The sequence below is a fragment of the Novosphingobium sp. TH158 genome (genome assembly GCF_002855555.1).
In the GTDB taxonomy this organism is placed as follows: domain Bacteria; phylum Pseudomonadota; class Alphaproteobacteria; order Sphingomonadales; family Sphingomonadaceae; genus Novosphingobium.
The window spans coordinates 867573-884019 of sequence record NZ_PKRT01000001.1; the positions used below are offsets into that span (position 1 = coordinate 867573).

Consider the following 16447-nt stretch of genomic DNA (forward strand, 5'->3'; position numbering starts at 1 on the left):
CGGGGTCCGGTTTACGCCAGCTTCGCCTCAGTCTCGGCGATTTCGGCCTTGAGCCACATGGTCTCCGACAGGTTTACCGCGCCGCCGCGCGCCAGCAACAGCTGGCAGGCGTGCTTCTTCACCGCCAGAGCCCTCTTCTCCGCCGGATCGACACCCAGCGCGATATCGACGAGGTGGAGCGCCTCCAGCGGCTTGTCGGCATCGAGCAGCGCCTTTGCCCGCGCCGCAACCTTGTCTGCCCCGCCTGCCAGTTCGGCGATATCGGCATAGACCGACGACACCGGCGAACCGAACAATGCGGTCGTCCCATCCTCGTACTTGAACCAGTTGCCGTTTTCTTCCCACACGGCCCGGACGGTCCACTTGGTCTGGCCGTGGAACTGGCCGATCTCCAGCTCCCTGGGCAGGTGGATCGACTGCATGGCCTCATAGACCGTGCCGCCGGCGTTCATCACCTTGATCGTTTCCTGCTCGATCCATTTCACCGCGTCATGCATGGCCTGCACGTCTGCGCGAATACGATCGGCACCGCGAACCGGCTCGCCATGCCCGGTGATGACCAGTTCGGGCTGCAGGTCCATCACAATGCGGCAGGATTCGAGATAGGGCCCGACCAGCCGCGGCTTGTCGCCCCGCGTAGTGGTGAGATTGGGCATCGAACGCCAGACCGGGCCAAACAGGTTGCCGGTAAATACCGTGCGCTCCTGCGGCAGCCAGACGATCACCGAGCAAAGCGTTTCGCCGCCGGGAACCTTGATCACTTCGAACGTCTTGCCGCCGATATCGAACGACAGCCTGTCTGCCACCTCGACATCGGGCGTGATGCGCGGCGGCACCGGCGGGGGGCCGTTGCGGCGGGTCATCGAAGCCCACAGCTTGCCCGAACGGCGGCCGAGGAAAGCCTTCAGATCATCGAAATACTGGTCGGTCTCGGTAAAGCCCTTGCCGGCGATCACTTCGGTGCCCGGCTCCACCTGCTCGGGCAGCGCGCCGAAATGGTCCGCATGGGCCTGCGTCAGCACGATCTTGCGCAACGGGCCTGTGCGATGCGGGGCGAACAGGGCCTTGTTGCGCTCGCCATTGTTGAGGAAGCCGGTGTTGACCAGCACGTCCCCGTCAGGCGTGTTGACGAGATAGGCGTTGGAAACGTCCTTCACCATCCAGATGGTGTCGGTGATCTTCTCCGCCTCGGTCTGTCCGTCACCTGCGGTAACGAGATTGCCCAGATGGGGCTTGGTGTCTTCGGCCATGGTTCAGGCTCCCTCGAATTCGATCATGACCTTGGCCGACTGCGGCGTTGCAGCAACCTTCAGCCCCTCCAGCACCTCGTCGAACGGCAGCTTGTGGCTGATCAGCGATGCCAGCTTGTCCTTGAGGCGCGGCATGGCTGCCAGCACCTCGGGCATTTCGGTGGGATAGCCGACAGCGGTGGTGATGGTCATCTCGCTGGTCAGCATCCGGCCCGCCGGAAACTCGATAGGCTTCATGTAGGCTGCGGTAATCACCATGCGGCACTGGAACTTGGCCATCATGATCACATCGGTGAGGATCGATGGGGCGCCCGCCGCATCGATCCAGGCATCGGTGCCCACGCCGACGCGGTTGTACGAGGCCACCTCGCCGTGCAGCTTTACCAGCTCTGCCCGGACGTCGCAATTCGCCGGATCGAGCGCGGCCCGGGCGCCCAGCGCCAGTGCCCGCTCGCGGCGTTCGGGCGCAAGATCGAGCGCGACAACATCGGTAACGCCGCGATCGACCAGCCACAGCACCATGCCAAGCCCGATCGGCCCGCAACCGAAGACCACGACCTTGTCGCCCGGCTTCACCTCGGCGCGGTTGACGCCGTGCATGGCCACGGCCAGCGGCTCGCACAGTGCGGCGATGTCATAGGGAACGCCCTCGGGGATGGGCAGCAGCTTGCCCATGTCCTCGGCATCCTTGAGCAGCAGTTCGGGAGTGAAGGCCCCTTCCATGCCTCCCGAGCCGACGAACATGCCGTTGATCACCACCCGTTCGCCCACCGTATGGCCGGTCACCTCGCTGCCCACCTCGATCACCTCGGCAGAGGCTTCGTGGCCCAGGGCGGTCTTGGTGCCCGGCAGCGGGATACCGCCCATCTTGATGTAGGACAGGTCCGACCCGCAAATGCCGCAGGCCTTCATCCGCACGACCACGTCCTTCGGGCCCGGCGCGCCTCGTTCCACCTCGTCGAGGCGGACATCGTTGACGTCATGGATGGTGAGCAGTTTCATGCGTTCTCTCCCGACTGCGATTTCGCGTCAGTCAAATGCCCAGTTCGTCATTGCGAGCGAAGCGAAGCAATCCAGGGCGGTTTGCGCTGGCTCTGGATTGCTTCGTCGGCTCCGCCTCCTCGCAATGACGAAGGCGGGGCCGCGTTGAGGCGGATCAGGCGCGGATCATGTAGCCGCCATCGACCTTGATGGTCTCGCCGGTGATGAAGGCGCTGGCATCCGAACACAGGAACGCGCCGATGCCCTCGAAGTCCTCGGGGTAACCCACGCGCTTCATCGGGGTAATCGGGGCATACTGGCCGGTCAGGTACTGCACCGCCGGACCATCCGCAGGCCCCATCATCGGCGTCATGATCATGCCCGGCGCAACCACGTTGGCGCGCACGTTGTACTGGCCCATCTCGGCGGCAAGGCAACGGACAACGCCGGCCACCGCGCACTTCGAGGCGGCATATTCCTCCTTGCCGGAAATGCCCTGGAACAGGCTGAGCGACCCGCAGGCGACGAGGCTGCCGCCCGGCTCGCCGGCCTCGGCGCGTTCCTTCATCAGGCGGGCCGCTTCGCGCAGGGTGAAGAAGGCACCGTGCAGCGCGGTCTTCTGGAACTCGAACCAGTGATCGCTCGGCATGTCGAAGATCGAATTGTAGCGCGGGCTGGCACCGGAATTGGCGAAAACGCAGTCGATGCGGCCGAAGTCCTGCATCAGCCGGGCATAGCCGTCGATGATCGCCTGCTCGCTGGAAACATCGACGATGTAGGTTTCGACGCGGCCCGCGCCAGCTGCCAGCAGCTGTTCCTTGGCGGCGGCGTTCTTTTCGGCATTGCGCGCCCAGATGGCCACGTCACCGCCCTGCTTCGCCACGCCCATGGCAAAGCCCAGGCCGATGCCGCCATTGCCGCCGGTAACCAGCGTGACCTTGCCCGTGCAGTCGAAAAGGCCCTTGGCCATCCTCTCTCTCCTTGAATGATCCATGCAAAGTGGCCGCGCGCGCGGCGCGGTCCGATGGCCATGAGTTCTCGCACCGCCTGTTCTTGTGGCAACGGCAGCGATTGCGGAATTCGGGACGCAGTCTATAGTTCGGGACACAATCCCCGGAAAAGCACCCACGATGCCCGCCAGCCAGCCCACCGTCGTCATCGATACCGAACGCACCGGACAGGGCGTGACGGCGCAGATCGTGCGCTATGACATACCCGGGCCGACCAACGCGGTGATCTACGAGGCGGACCGGTATCTCATCAACATGTGCCTCACCCCGCGCCCGCTCAATTCGCGGGCCGGCTACCGGGAACGCTGGGGGCCGCATCGCTTCGAACGGCTTGGCGACGTGTTCATGGTGCCGCCGGGCGAGGCGCTGGCCGTGCGCGGCGAAGGCGGGCAGCAGGCCTCGTTGCTCTGCTACCTGGGCGCGGGCCGCATCGACCAGCTTCTCGGCCAGCGGCTCGAATGGAGTGACCGGCAACTCGCCACCACGCTCGACATCACCAATGCCCGCATCCGCAACCTGCTGTTCCGCCTGACAGAGGAGGTCCGCCATCCCGGCTTTGCCGCCGGACCGATGCTGGAATTCCTTTCGGGAGAACTGGCGGTGGAACTGGGACGCTTCTGCCTTGAGGTGGAAGAAACCCCCGTAACCGGCGGCCTTGCCTCATGGCGACTGCGCCTGATCGACGAGCGGCTTGCCGCAAGTCCTGCCGCCCCCGCGCTGGAAGACCTTGCCGCGCTCTGCAACCTTTCGGTACGCCAGCTTACGCGCGGCTTCCGCATCAGCCGCGGCTGCTCGATCGGCGAACATATCGAGAGGCGGCAGATGGAATCGGCAAAGCGCATGCTGGTGGCGGGCGACAGCGTGAAGGCCATCGCCTTCGCCCTGGGTTTCTCCTCGCCATCCAGCTTCGCCTTCGCCTTTCGCCGGGCGGTCGGCACCAGTCCCAGCACCTTTCGCCAGCGCCAGCTGAGATCGTTGACCGGTTGATCGCTTCCTGTCCCGATTTCGATACTACGTCCCGGCGACCCGCTTGCCATCCGCCCTCACCCTGCTGCCTAATTGGCGCATATCGAGAGGATGACCATGGCCGACCTGCTGCAACCCAATGCCCTGATCGACGCTGCCCATACTGCGACGGGCATTGCCGATTTCGACAACAACACCTGGCGCGAAGGGTTCGACGTGCTGGTGGCCGACGTCAACGCGCATATCGACAATTTCTCCGAAGGCGGCCTTGCCCGGGTGCAGAACGATATCGTCCACTACCTCAAGGGCCGCCTCAAGGTTTCCGAATACCTGCGCCAGCACCCGGAATTGCTGGACCGCCCGATCGAGAAGCCGGTCTTCGTCATGGGCGTGCCGCGCACCGGCACCACCTTGATGAGCAACCTGCTCGCCGCCGATCCGGCGCGCCGTTCGCCGCTGACCTGGGAGATCGACGATCCGGTGCCGCCGGTATCCTCGCCGGCCATGCTGACGCAGGACCCGCGTGCGGTTTCGCGGCTGGCGGCGGAAAAGGCGGCGCTCGAAGCCAACCCGGCCATGGGCAAGTATTATCGCGGCTCGGCGGTCTATCCCAACGAGTGCGTGTTCTTCATGGCGCACGATTTCAAGACGCTGATGATCGAGTCCAAGGGCGTGCTGCCGGCCTACAAGGAGTTCATCTTCTCCTGCGACATGACCAGCGCCTATGAATACCACAAGAAATTCCTCCAGGTGCTGCAGCACCACGCGGGCGGCGTGTGGAACGTGAAGAAGCCCAGCCACTCGCTGTGGCTCGACACCATCCTCAAGATCTATCCCGACGCGCGCATCGTCTGGACGCACCGCGATCCCTTCACCGCCACCGGATCGCTGATGAGCATCATCTCGCTCAGCCACATGGGCCACATGGGCAGGATCGACGCGGAATGGCTGGCCAGCGATTACCCCTGGCAGGCCGCCGAACACGCCAACCGCATCATGGACTTCCGCGACCGGCACGGCGAGGACCGGATCATCGACGTGCATTACGCCAATATCGTCAACGATCCGGTGGGCGAAACGAAGAAGCTCTACGCGAAACTCGGCGACGAATGGACCGCAGAGGCCGAGGCCGGAATCCGCAAGTGGGTGGATGACAACCCGCAGGACAAGTTCGGCCGCCACGAATACAAGCTCGCCCAGTATGGCGTGACCAAGGAGAGCCTCGAGCCGATGTTCGAACGCTACCTGTCGCGCTACGACGTGGCGCGCGAAGGCTGAGGGAGGACGCCATGCTGATCGGAACCCATTACCAGAACGGCTACATCTGCGACGACATCGAGGCCGCAATCGCCCAGTTCAAGGCGCGGGGGCTGGACAAGGACCCGATGATCATCCCGGTCGACCAGCTGGTCGACACGCCCGAAGGCCCCAAGCGCCAGAAGAGCCGCATTGCCATGTTCATGCACGGCGGCGTGCAGTACGAGCTGATCGAGGTCGAGATCGACGAGACCGGCGCCTATGCCAATGCCCCGGACAACGGCGGCAAGATGCGCTTCCACCACATCTGCCTGCGCGTCCCCGATTACGAGGCGTTCCGCAAGGCGGTCGACGACCAGGACCTGCCGTTGGTGTTCGAGCGCAATTCCGGCCCCGGCAAGCTCAGCTTCGCCTATCTCGATGGGCGCAAGGCGTTTGGCCATTACCTCGAATACACCTGCATGCCCGATGCAATGTGGGAGCAGATTTCGGCGATGTGATCGGGGGTCAGCCCCCCATCACCGCCCGCCGATTACTACGCTCCGCCTCGAAGCGGGCGAGTTCACCGTCGCCTGCGAGGATCGCCGCGATGATGCGGTGACGGCCGGCTTTCCAAGCCGCGAGCGCCTGTTCGTCGATCACGCGCGCTTCGCGTGTACCGGCAAAGCGCAGCGTCACTTGCGTCAGCAGTTCGAACAGCGGCCAGCGGACCATGCGGAAAAGGAGGTCCTGAAAGTCGGCCTCGAAGCCGCCGCGGTCGGTTTCGCTTTCGCTGGTCTCGATCCGCGCGGCCAGTGCCGCCAGTTCATCGCGCAGGTCTGCATCCCCGCACCCGGCCGCCGCCGCGCAGATCTCGTTGAACAGCAACGAGGTGATGTTGAGCGCCTCGCCGAACGAGGCCGGGTGGGTGCGCAGGTAGACCGCGATGGCGCGTTCCAGCGCCGCTTCGTCGGGCCGGGTGCCGTAGTAGCCCCCGCCCGGCCCGCGCCGCGCCTCAAGCAGGCCTTCGTGCTCCAGCAGCCGTGCGGCCTGTTGCAGGGTGACGATGCCCACTCCCAGCCTCTTGGCGAGATCCTGCAAGGAGCCGAGCAGGTCCCCCGGCTCCGAGGCGAAGACCTGCTCGCGCAGGGCATCGGCGGTTTCACTGACGAGATTGCGCTTCATGCGGCTATTCTATGCGTAGATTTAGCCCAAAAATGCAAGACGGTATCGCCTCTGCGCGGTTGACCGGGCATAAACAGGCATATTATCCATGCCGCAACAAGAATCGATCCCGAGAGGACCCGCCATGGCCTTCCAAGCCCCCAATGCCGACCTGCTGCCGCGCTCCACGCTGATCATTGGTGACAGCGTCGAGGAACAGGGCAGCGGTGATCTGCTCGCCCACCTCTACCCCGGCACCAACGAGGTCACCCGCGAGTTCCGCATGGGCGCGCCGTCGGACGTCGATCGCGCGGTAGAGGCTGCGCAGGCGGCCTTCCCGGCATGGCGCGCGATGACCGGGGACAAGCGCCGCAACCTGATGTTTGCGCTCGCCGCCCTGCTCGAGGCGGAAAGCATGAACCTCGCCCCGATCCTCATTGCAGAGAACGGCAGCGTCGCCATGACTGCGGGCTACATGGGCTTCGATGGCGCCAACAAGTTCCGCTATTGCGGCGGCTGGGCCGACAAGCTGGAAGGGCGCACCGTTCCCACCTGGGGCGGGCCGGCACACGATTACGTGCAGTATGAGCCCTATGGCGTGGTCGGCGTGATCGTGCCGTGGAACGGGCCGATCTTCGCCGCGACCATGGTGCTCGCCCCCGCGCTGGCTGCGGGCAACTGTATCGTCATCAAGGCGCCGGACCTTGCCCCCTATTCGGTCATGCGGCTGGTCGAACTGATCCGGCAGGCAGGCTTCCCGCCGGGCGTGGTCAACCTCGTCACCGGCGGGGCGGACGTGGGCGCGGCGATGGTGTCGCACCCCGGCATCGGCAAGATCGAATTCATCGGCTCGGGCACAACGGCGAAGAAAATCCTTGCCAGTGCCGCCGAGAGCCTGAAGCCGGTCGGGCTGGAACTGGGCGGCAAGTCGGCCGTGCTGGTCTTTGCCGACGCCAACCTTCAGGACGCTGCCAAGCGCGGGCTTTCCGGCGCGGTTTCGGCAAGCGGACAGGGCTGCGTCAATGGCACCCGCCTGCTGGTCGAACGCTCGATCTACGAACCCTATGTCGAGATGCTGAAGGCCATGGCCGGACACATCGTGGTGGGCGATCCCTTTGCCAAGGAAACGATGATCGGTCCAGTCATCTCCGAAGCCTCGCTCGCCCGTATCCAGGGCATGATCCAGCGCGGCGTCGAAGCGGGCGGCCGCGTGGTCTGCGGCGGTGCCGAACGGCTCGGCGGCGATCATGCCGGGGGCAACTTCCTGCCCCTCACGGTGCTCGCCGACGTGCCCGCAGACAGCGAGGTGTTCCGCACCGAAGTGTTCGGCCCGGTGCTGGCCGTCACCCCCTTCGACAGCGAGGAAGAGGCGATCGCCCTGGCCAACGGCACCGACTATGGCCTGGGTGCCTATGTCCACACCCAGAACCTTGCCCGCGCCCACCGCGTCGCCGGGCAGATGATGGCCGGCATGGTGCAGGTCAACGGCTCGGGCGAAGGCATGACGCCTTGCGTGCCCTTCGGCGGCATGAAACATTCCGGCCATGGCCGCCTCGGTGGGATCGAAGGCATCCGCGAGTTCCAGCAGGTGCGGAACGTCTGGGTCAATCTGCAGGGCTGACGGGAGTTTCACGATGACATTTTCACTCGACCAGTTCCGCCTCGACGGCAAAGTCGCGATCGTTACCGGTGCCGGCGGGCGCGGGAACTCCATCGGTGCCGCCTATGCCAAGGGCCTTGCCGCTGCCGGCGCCAGCGTGGTCGTCGCCGATCTCAACGGCGATGGCGCCAGGGCCGTGGCTGAAGAGATCGTCGCCTCTGGCGGCAAGGCTGCCGCCGTGCAGGTGGACGTATCCAGCGAGGAATCGACAAGGACCATGGCCGCAAGTGCCGTTGCGGCGTTCGGCGGGGTCGATATCCTGGTCAACAACGCCGCGCTGATGGTCGATATCAGCTACGACAACTTCGAGACCGTCTCGATGGATGCCTGGCACAAGGCGTTCGCGGTCAACCTCGAAGGTGCGCTGCTGTGCAGCCGCGCGGTCATCCCTTCGATGCGCGAACGCGGCGGCGGGCGGATCGTCAACCAGACGAGTGGCGGCGCTTTCCCGGCCAGCGGTCTCTACGGCATCACCAAGCTGGCGCTGGTCGGCTTGACGACGAGCCTTGCCAAGCAGTTCGGCAAGGACGGCATCACCTGCAACGCCATCGCGCCGGGCAACGTGACCTCCGACGCCGGCAAGATGCTGGTGCCCGACGACAGCCCCTTCATCCAGTTCCTCAACATGACCTGCGCCCTGCGCGCTCGCGGTGCACCGGACGAACTGGTCGGCACACTGCTTCTGCTGTGCTCGGAAGCGGGCCAGTGGATCAGCGGCCAGACCATCCACGTCGACGGTGGCTGGGTGCTGCGCCCGTGACCATCAAGGCAGGCTTCATCGGCCTTGGCTCGATGGGCGCTCCCATCGCGCGCCGCCTTGCCCGGCAGGGCTTCGATGTCATCGGCTGCGACATTTCGCCCGCCATGCTCGAAGCATTCGACGAGCCCGGAACGCGCCGCACAACCGATCCGATGGAATGCGCCGCAGCCAGCGAGCTGCTGGGGATCTGCGTGCGAACCGACGCGCAGTTCGAGGCGCTGGTCGATGGCGGCAGGCTTTATGAGGCTCTCGGTGCAGGCGGCACGGTGATCCTGCATTCCACCATCGCACCGGAGCTCGCGATATCGCAGGCGGAACTCGCCGCGAAATACGGTGTCGGCTTCGTCGATGTCGGCGTTTCCGGTGGCGGGCCGGCCGCGATCGAAGGCCAGCTTTCGCTCTATGTCGGGGCGAGCGAGGAAGACCTTGCCAGCGCGCGTCCCTGGCTGGAAGCAATCGGCCGGAACCTTGCCCACCTTGGTCCGGTCGGCAAGGGGCAACAGGGAAAGCTGCTTAACAACCTGATTTCCATCGCAAATTACGGCATGTCCAGCGCCATCGTCGATATCGGCGAGGACATGGGATTCGACCGCCAGCAACTGATCGACGCCTTCATGGCCGGATCGGCGCAGAGCTTTGCCCTGCGCGTCGGCCCCGGCTTCACCGCCCCGGGCCGCGACCACATGGACCTGCACGACCTGCTGAGGAAGGACGTGGATCACTGCCGCGACTTGCCGACCAGCGAGACGGCGGCGCGCGATGGCCTGATCGCCGCCTGCGAAGTCATGCTCGCGCGCCTGCGCCGGGCGGCGGGACAGCCCGGGCAGAGCAACCGCGCGACGGTGGAAGCCTATCTCGCCGCGGTGCAGGCAAAGGATCTGGATGCCTTCGTCGGCCTGTTCGCCGACGATGCCACCTATTCGGTGCCCCACGGCAAGACCATGCAGGGCCTGGGCGAGATCCGGGAATTCCAGACAATGGTCTTCACCGCAGGATCGCCCTCGCCCGCGTTGCAGGGTCTGTTCGTCGCGCCCGAAGGCATCGCCGCCGAGATCGAAGCAAGGCTGCCTGACGGATCGGTGCGGCAGACGACCAACCACTACCGCTTCGATGCGGCGGGGAAGATCGCCAGCCTGAAGATTTACGCCCGCGGCTGATCAGGCCGGTTCGGCAGCCTTTTCGATCCGTCCGTAAAGCGTGGTGCGCTGGCGCAGGGTGCGACCGGCAGCGCGGGCGATATCTGCCAGGCTATCGACCGTCAGTTCCTGCCCGTGGCTTGCCCCGGCGGCACGGCTGATGCTTTCGTTCATCAGCACGCCGCCCAGATCGTTGCAGCCGGCCCGAAGCATGGCCGCCGCGCCATCGGCACCCAGCTTTACCCATGAACACTGGATCGAACCAATGCGCGTATGCAGCACAATGCGGGCAACGGCGTGCATCAGCACCGCCTCGCGCCAGGTCGGGCCCTTGCGGCTCTGCCCCCGGCGGTACATCGGCGATTCCATGTGGACGAGCGGCAGCGGCACGAATTCGGTAAAGCCGCCGGTTTCGCCCTGCAGGCGGCGGATTGCCAGCAGGTGCCGCGCCCAGTGCAGCGGCCCTTCGATGTGGCCGAACATGATCGTCGCCGTGGTCGGCAGGCCCACCTTGTGCGCGGTACCGACGATATCGAGCCACAGCGGCGTCGTCAGCTTGTCCGGGCAGATCACCCGGCGCACTTCATCATCGAGGATCTCGGCCGCCGTGCCGGGCAGCGAACCAAGGCCCGCGTCCTTCAGGCGGCGCAGGTAGTCCGCCACCGAAACGCCCTGAGTGGTCGCGCCCTGATGGACCTCAAGCGGGGAAAAGGCATGGACGTGAAGATCGGGGCAAGCATCCTTCACTGCGCGCAAGATCGCGGCATAGGTCTCGCCGGTGTAGGCCGGATGGATGCCGCCTTGCAGGCAGACTTCCGTCGCCCCCTTGGCCACCGCCTCCCGCGCGCGTTCGGCAACGTCTGAAGGCTCAAGCAGGTAGGGCGTGTCGCGGAAACCGGCCTTCGAACTGCTCTTGGAAAAGGCGCAGAAGGTGCAGGCATAGGTGCAGATGTTGGTGTAGTTGATGTTGCGATTGACTACATAGGTCACTTCATCGCCCCGCACCTCGGCCCGCAGCGCGTCCGCCGCCTCGACCACCGCCTGCGCCTGCGCGCCGCGCGTCGCGAACAGGCTGGCGATTTCCTGTTCCGACAATTCGTGGCCATCGGCAGCACGATCGAGCAGCGCGTGGAGTTGCAGCGAAACCGGCCCCGGCAGGGTGCGGCCCAGCGGCGCATCGGGCGAGCCGGGAGCCGCATCGGCGATGCCGGGGCTCCAGGCGGAATCGCGGCCCAGCCATTCGCTGTCCGCCAGCCTGAGCACGGCGGGGCGGATAGCGGGATCAAGCCAGCCCTCCGCGGCAACAAACCGCGTATAGACAGTCAACCGCTCAGCCAGCGGCCGCCCGGCAGATGCGCAGATCTGTTCCAGCCGGGCAATTTCCGGCCAGGGCGCCTCGGGATTGACGTGGTCCTGCGTCACCGGGGAAATGCCGCCCCAGTCATCGATCCCTGCATCGATCAGCCGGCCCAGCCGTGCATCGTTGAGGTTCGGAGGCGCCTGCACCGAAACGCTTTCATCCAGAACAATGCGGGCCAGCGCCAGGGCGCGCAGGAATTCCTCGTCCTCCACGCCCGGGATGCCGGCCATCTTCGTGCCATCCTTGGCGCAGAAGTTCTGGACGATCACTTCCTGCAAATGGCCATGGCGGCGGTGCAGGTCATTCAACGCGATCAGCGCTTCGATCCGTTCTTCTTCGGTCTCGCCGATGCCGACGAGGATGCCGCTGGTCATCGGCACCCGCGCGCGGCCCGCCGCCTCGATGGAGGCGAGGCGCACGGCCGGAACCTTGTCGGGTGAACCGAAATGCGGACCACCCTTTTCGCCCAGCCGGTCCGCCGTGGTTTCGAGCATCAGCCCGCAGCTGGCAGAAACCGGCTTGAGCATCCGGTAATCGTCTTCGTCGAGCACACCGGCATTGATGTGCGGCAGCAGCCCGGTTTCGTTCAGCACCGCCTCGGCGCAATGGCGCACATAGTCGATCGTCCGGGAAAAGCCTCTTTCCGCCAGCCAGTCGCGCGCGGCCGCATAGCGGCGTTCGGGCGCATCGCCGAGCGTGAACAGGGCTTCCTTGCAGCCCTGCGCGGCACCGGCGCGGGCGATCTCGAGCACTTCCTCAAGCGAAAGGTAAGGCGCGGGGACCTGCGAAGGCGTGGTCGCAAAGGTGCAGTAATGGCAGACGTCGGTGCAAAGGCGCGTCAGCGGGATGAAAACCTTGCGGCTATAGGTCATCCGCGCAGGCCCGCGTGCATCGCGCCGGGCGCGGGCTTCTTCCAGCAGGGCCTGGGTCGGCATCGCGGCAAGGCGGGCCTTCAGGCTGGTAACGGCGTCCAATTCAGCACTCCACTCCGACTGCGGCCAGCACCGCGCGCGCAAGCCGGGCCTGGTCCTCCGCCGATTTCATCAGCGTTTCGGACAAGGTGACGGCAAGCCCGCCGGTGCGCAAGGCGTCGGCGTCCTTAGCGTCCGTGCGATCTATGACGATATGGTCGATCAGCGCGCCGTAATGCGCGGCAATGTCCAGATTGGTGCCGGCAAGCCCGCGTTCGCTGAACAGCTTGGAGAGCGGTCCCTTCAGCGCCCTGCCCCCGATAAGCGGCGAAACGGCGATGCAGGGGACCTGCCGCAGACCCAGCGCCGCGCGCACGCCATCCACGGCAAGCACCGGATCGACGCTGAGATAGGGGTTCGAAGGACAGATCACGATCGCAGCCAGATCGGGCCGGGCAAGCGCCTCGGCAAATCCCTGCGCCATGGCTGCACCGGGCGTGCCCGCAAATCGCACGGCCGTAACGGCAGGCCCGCACTGCTCGCCCACGAACCAGCGCTGGAAGTCCGTCCAGCCGCCCGGCGTGCAGACCTGCGTGCGCACCGGATCGTCGCTCATCGGGAAGACCGCGTGGCCGATCCCCATGGCGCGGGCCAGGTGGGCGGTGACATCGGACAAGCTTGCCCCTTGCCGCAGGCGCCAGCTGCGGGCGATGTGCGTCGCCATGTCGCGGTCGCCCAGGTTGAACCAGTCCTCCTCGCCGAGTGAGCGAAGCTGCTCCATCGTGCGCCACGTTTCATCCGCCAGCCCCCAGCCGCGCTGGCGGTCGTTGCGGCCGGACATGGTGTAGAGCACGGAATCGATATCCGGGCAGATCGTCAGCCCCAGGTGCTCGAAGTCGTCGCCGGTGTTGACTGCAACCGTCAGCCGGCCGGGCGCGAGGACGGCACCAAGGCCGGCCGCCAGCTTTGCACCGCCCACGCCGCCGGACAGCGCAAGGACATGGCCGCTCACGGAAACAGGTCTCCCTCCACGGGGCGCATGATCGCAGCCGCGCCAGGGCCGTCCTCTGCCGTTCGCCAGCGCTCGGCCCCGCGCACGATCGCCACCGGCGTGCCTTCCGCGCCTTCACCCATGGCGAGCACGGCGAAGGCCGCGATGGCATCGGCGATGGCGACGACGGTTGCCTGCAAGGTCCGTCCGAACAGGTCCTGCTGCCCGCGACGATCGTCGGTCGCGATGATCCCGGCGCAGCCGATTGCCGTGCCCAGCGTGCCTTGCCGCCATGCCCGGCCAAGGCTGTCGGCGATGATTACTGCCGGTCGCCCCGGCAGAGCTGCCCGGATCGCGCGGGCCGAGGCATCCGGATCGCGCGGCCAGAGCAGCACCTTGCCCCCTTCGACATTGGATGCATCGATCCCGGAATTGGCGGTGACATGGCCCGTGCGATGGCGCGTGATGATCGCCTGCTGCGTCGCCCGCATGACGGACTGCGCCTCATCCACGATCAGCCGCGCGAGCGCCGGGTCGCGACCGGTCAGCGCGGCAAGTTCAAGCGCGGGCGGATCGGCGGTCACATCGGCCAGGTCCACCGTGCGCCCCTCTGCCTTGGAAACGATCTTCTGCGCGATCACGACCACGTCGCCGCTGCCCAGGGCAAGGCCGTCTGCCTGCGCCGCTGCGGCAATCGCCCCCGCGACATCGTCACCCGCCGCGAATTGCGGCATTGCCCGAAGCACGGAGACGGACATAGTGGGGCCGAAGGCTGTCACAGGCGGCAACTCGTCAACTGCAGTTCTGAATGAACGGTCCTGCCGGATCGGCAGGTTTTATGATCGCGGCTATGCGCCATGGCGCAATTAGGCCAGACTGGGAAGAGGAAGGACATTCGCATGGCACGGATCGGAGTTATCGGCGGCACGGGCGCTTTGGGCAAGGCAATTGCCCGCAGGCTGGCCAAGGCCGGGCATGAAGTAACGATCGGCAGCCGCTCTGCCGAAAGCGCCGCTGCCGCAGCGCAGGAAATCGGTGCCACGGCTGGCTGCGCGAATGACGAAGCGGCACGCGACAAGGACGTTGTCATCGTTACCGTGCCCTATTCCGCTCATGCCGATACGCTCGGCCAGATCCGCGATGTCGTCGGCAGTGCCATCGTCGTCGATGCCACCGTGCCGCTGGTGCCGCCCAAGGTGATGCGGGTGCAGCTTCCGGCTGCCGGCAGCGCAGCCGTCGAGGCGCAGGGCCACCTTGGCGAAGGCGTGCGGCTCGTTTCCGCCTTCCATTCGGTTGCGGCTCACAAGCTGATCCATGACGAGAAGATCGAATGTGACGTTCTGGTCTTTTCCGACGATGTCGAGGCGCGCAAGGTCGTGATCGGTCTGTGCGAGGACATGGAACTGCGCGGCCTTTCGGGCGGCGCGCTGGTCAATTCGGCAGCGGCAGAGGCGCTCACCTCAATCCTCATCTACATGAACAAGACCTACAGCGGAGATGGCGCGGGCATCCGCTTCACGGGCCTGACGGCGGCACCGGCCATTCCGTGACAGTCTGGGTCATCATCCCGGTAAAGGCTTCTGCCGCCGCCAAGGGGCGGCTGGCGCAGGCCCTCACCGCGGATGAGCGCAACCACCTGTCGCAGGCCATGCTGCGCCGTGCCGTGAAAGCAAGCTGCGCGGCAGTGGGAGGCGAGCGCGTACTGCTCGTCGGCCAGTCGCCCATCGATCTGCCCCATGGCGTGGAGGTGCTTGGCGAGCCCGAAGGCGGCCTTAACGCGGCACTGGCCCACGCCCGGGCCGAAGTTTCCCGGCGCGGCGCAACGCGCGTGATATCGCTGGCGGCCGACCTGCCACTGGTCGCGCGCGAGGATGTGCTTGCCCTGGCGAACCTGCCTGATGCCCAGGCCACCATAGCGCCTGACCGGCACGGAACCGGCACCAACGCACTGTCGCTCCCCCTGCCCGACGCGCTGGGATTTTCCTACGCCTATGGCCTTGGCAGCTGCGAGCTTCACCTTGCCGAGGCGCGCCGCCTTGGCCTGGCCATGACCAGGACCGAGCGGCCGGGCCTGGCACGGGATGTCGATGAACCTGCCGATCTCGTCGATGCGCGCGATCTCCTGATCCGCCAGCAAGGGTGACTGCAATGGACAAGCCAATGATCGACCTTACCGGCAAGGCCGCTTTCGTTACCGGCGGCGGCGGCGGGATCGGGCGCGCCTCGGCGCTGGCGCTCGCTGCGGCAGGCGCAGATGTTGCGGTGATCGACGTGATCCCCGAACGCTGCGACGAGGTGGTGGCCCGCGTGCGCGAAATGGGGCGCAATGCATTGGGCATTGCCGGCAATGTCATGGAAACGCAGGTGGTAGGCGATGCGGTCGATGCCGCCGCTGCCGAGTTCGGCCGGCTCGACGTGCTCGTCAACAATGCCGGCGGGGTCACCTGGCGCGCCTTTGCCGATCTGGCCGAGAAGAACTGGCGCCGCCACATCGATCTCAACCTGGTATCGAACCTGGCCGCAACCTCGGCAGCCCTGCCGCACATGATCGCGGCGGGCGGCGGAGCCGTGGTCAACGTCACCTCGATCGAGGCGGACCGCGCCGCGCCCGGCTATGCCGTCTATGCCGCTTGCAAGGCCGGGATCAACAACCTCACCCGCACCCTGTCGGTCGAATTTTCCGAACATGGCATCCGGGTGAACGCCATTGCCCCGGATTTCACCGCAACTCCCGGCACCATGGGCAATTTCACCGGCCCGGTGGACGAATCCGCCTGGCCGAAGATGGACGGCGACCGGGCCGAAGTGTTGCGCCGGAGAATCCCGCTCGGCCGCGTCGGCATTGATCAGGAATGCGGCAACCTTGTCGCATTTCTTGCCTCTCCCCTCGCCTCCTACATCACCGGCGCGATCATTCCCGTCGATGGCGGCACCTGGGCTAGCGGCGGCTGGATTCGCAGCGATAGTGGCAAGTGGGTGCTGCCGCCGGAAATGCCGAAACAGGGCTGAACCAGCACCGGGA

The 16447-nt window shown here is 66.0% G+C and carries 16 protein-coding genes; 9 read left to right on the forward strand and 7 right to left on the reverse strand.

Translation table 11 applies throughout. The annotated features are described in order from the left end of the window. Window positions 1–11 precede the first annotated feature (11 nt). From C0V78_RS04290 to C0V78_RS04300, 3 genes are all read right to left on the reverse strand, one after another. Window positions 12–1250: an MBL fold metallo-hydrolase gene (locus C0V78_RS04290; RefSeq protein ID WP_101796589.1), complete on the reverse strand. Its 1239-nt coding sequence runs from the start codon at window positions 1248–1250 to the stop codon at window positions 12–14. Between the two features lie 3 nt (window positions 1251–1253). Then, window positions 1254–2252, reverse strand: a complete 999-nt coding sequence (locus tag C0V78_RS04295) for a zinc-binding dehydrogenase (RefSeq protein ID WP_101796590.1) — start codon at window positions 2250–2252, stop codon at window positions 1254–1256. 154 nt (window positions 2253–2406) lie between these two features. Then, the gene (locus C0V78_RS04300; RefSeq protein ID WP_101796591.1) at window positions 2407–3201 is read right to left on the reverse strand and encodes an SDR family NAD(P)-dependent oxidoreductase; all 795 of its coding nucleotides are present in this window, start codon (window positions 3199–3201) and stop codon (window positions 2407–2409) included. A 160-nt stretch (window positions 3202–3361) separates the two neighbouring features. Here C0V78_RS04300 and C0V78_RS04305 point away from each other — a divergent pair, with 160 nt between their 5' ends. From C0V78_RS04305 to C0V78_RS04315, 3 genes are all read left to right on the forward strand, one after another. Then, window positions 3362–4228, forward strand: coding sequence for an AraC family transcriptional regulator (locus C0V78_RS04305; protein ID WP_101796592.1), 867 nt, complete (start codon window positions 3362–3364; stop codon window positions 4226–4228). 72 nt (window positions 4229–4300) lie between these two features. Then, window positions 4301–5485, forward strand: coding sequence for a sulfotransferase (locus C0V78_RS04310; protein ID WP_254049813.1), 1185 nt, complete (start codon window positions 4301–4303; stop codon window positions 5483–5485). An 11-nt stretch (window positions 5486–5496) separates the two neighbouring features. After that, a complete protein-coding gene (locus C0V78_RS04315; protein ID WP_101796593.1) occupies window positions 5497–5964 on the forward strand; it encodes a VOC family protein in 468 nt (155 codons plus the stop codon). A gap of 7 nt (window positions 5965–5971) precedes the next feature. On the opposite strand, the gene C0V78_RS04320 is transcribed toward C0V78_RS04315, so the two are convergent. Continuing rightward, complete coding sequence (locus tag C0V78_RS04320) at window positions 5972–6628, reverse strand: GntR family transcriptional regulator (RefSeq protein ID WP_101796594.1); 657 nt, start codon at window positions 6626–6628, stop codon at window positions 5972–5974. A gap of 124 nt (window positions 6629–6752) precedes the next feature. Here C0V78_RS04320 and C0V78_RS04325 point away from each other — a divergent pair, with 124 nt between their 5' ends. From C0V78_RS04325 to C0V78_RS04335, 3 genes are read left to right on the forward strand one after another with little or no spacing between them, the layout of a single operon-like run. Next, window positions 6753–8228, forward strand: coding sequence for an aldehyde dehydrogenase (locus tag C0V78_RS04325; protein ID WP_101796595.1), 1476 nt, complete (start codon window positions 6753–6755; stop codon window positions 8226–8228). A gap of 13 nt (window positions 8229–8241) precedes the next feature. Beyond that, window positions 8242–9027 carry an SDR family oxidoreductase gene (locus tag C0V78_RS04330; protein WP_101796596.1) on the forward strand — a complete coding sequence of 262 codons (786 nt, stop codon included), beginning with the start codon at window positions 8242–8244 and terminating at the stop codon, window positions 9025–9027. Further along, a complete protein-coding gene (locus tag C0V78_RS04335; protein ID WP_101796597.1) occupies window positions 9024–10184 on the forward strand; it encodes an NAD(P)-binding domain-containing protein in 1161 nt (386 codons plus the stop codon). Before C0V78_RS04330 ends, C0V78_RS04335 begins: the two co-directional genes overlap by 4 nt. On the opposite strand, the gene cofH is transcribed toward C0V78_RS04335, so the two are convergent. Genes cofH through cofE form a run of 3 tightly spaced genes read right to left on the reverse strand, consistent with a single transcriptional unit; the run spans window position 10185 to window position 14183 of the window. Continuing rightward, window positions 10185–12497, reverse strand: a complete 2313-nt coding sequence (cofH, locus tag C0V78_RS04340) for a 5-amino-6-(D-ribitylamino)uracil--L-tyrosine 4-hydroxyphenyl transferase CofH (RefSeq protein WP_254049814.1) — start codon at window positions 12495–12497, stop codon at window positions 10185–10187. 1 nt (window position 12498) lies between these two features. Further along, entirely contained in the window at window positions 12499–13446 is a 948-nt protein-coding gene (gene cofD / locus C0V78_RS04345; protein ID WP_101796598.1) for a 2-phospho-L-lactate transferase, read from the reverse strand. Continuing rightward, window positions 13443–14183 carry a coenzyme F420-0:L-glutamate ligase gene (cofE, locus tag C0V78_RS04350; RefSeq protein WP_101796599.1) on the reverse strand — a complete coding sequence of 247 codons (741 nt, stop codon included), beginning with the start codon at window positions 14181–14183 and terminating at the stop codon, window positions 13443–13445. The genes cofD and cofE overlap by 4 nt, the downstream gene beginning before the upstream one ends. Window positions 14184–14282: 99 nt before the next feature. Between cofE and npdG the strand changes: the two genes are divergently transcribed. From npdG to C0V78_RS04365, 3 genes are read left to right on the forward strand one after another with little or no spacing between them, the layout of a single operon-like run. Then, window positions 14283–14975, forward strand: coding sequence for an NADPH-dependent F420 reductase (npdG, locus tag C0V78_RS04355; protein WP_101796600.1), 693 nt, complete (start codon window positions 14283–14285; stop codon window positions 14973–14975). After that, window positions 14972–15568, forward strand: a complete 597-nt coding sequence (gene cofC / locus C0V78_RS04360; RefSeq protein WP_101796601.1) for a 2-phospho-L-lactate guanylyltransferase — start codon at window positions 14972–14974, stop codon at window positions 15566–15568. Before npdG ends, cofC begins: the two co-directional genes overlap by 4 nt. A 5-nt stretch (window positions 15569–15573) precedes the next feature. Beyond that, window positions 15574–16434, forward strand: a complete 861-nt coding sequence (locus tag C0V78_RS04365; protein WP_254049816.1) for an SDR family NAD(P)-dependent oxidoreductase — start codon at window positions 15574–15576, stop codon at window positions 16432–16434. Window positions 16435–16447 lie beyond the last annotated feature (13 nt).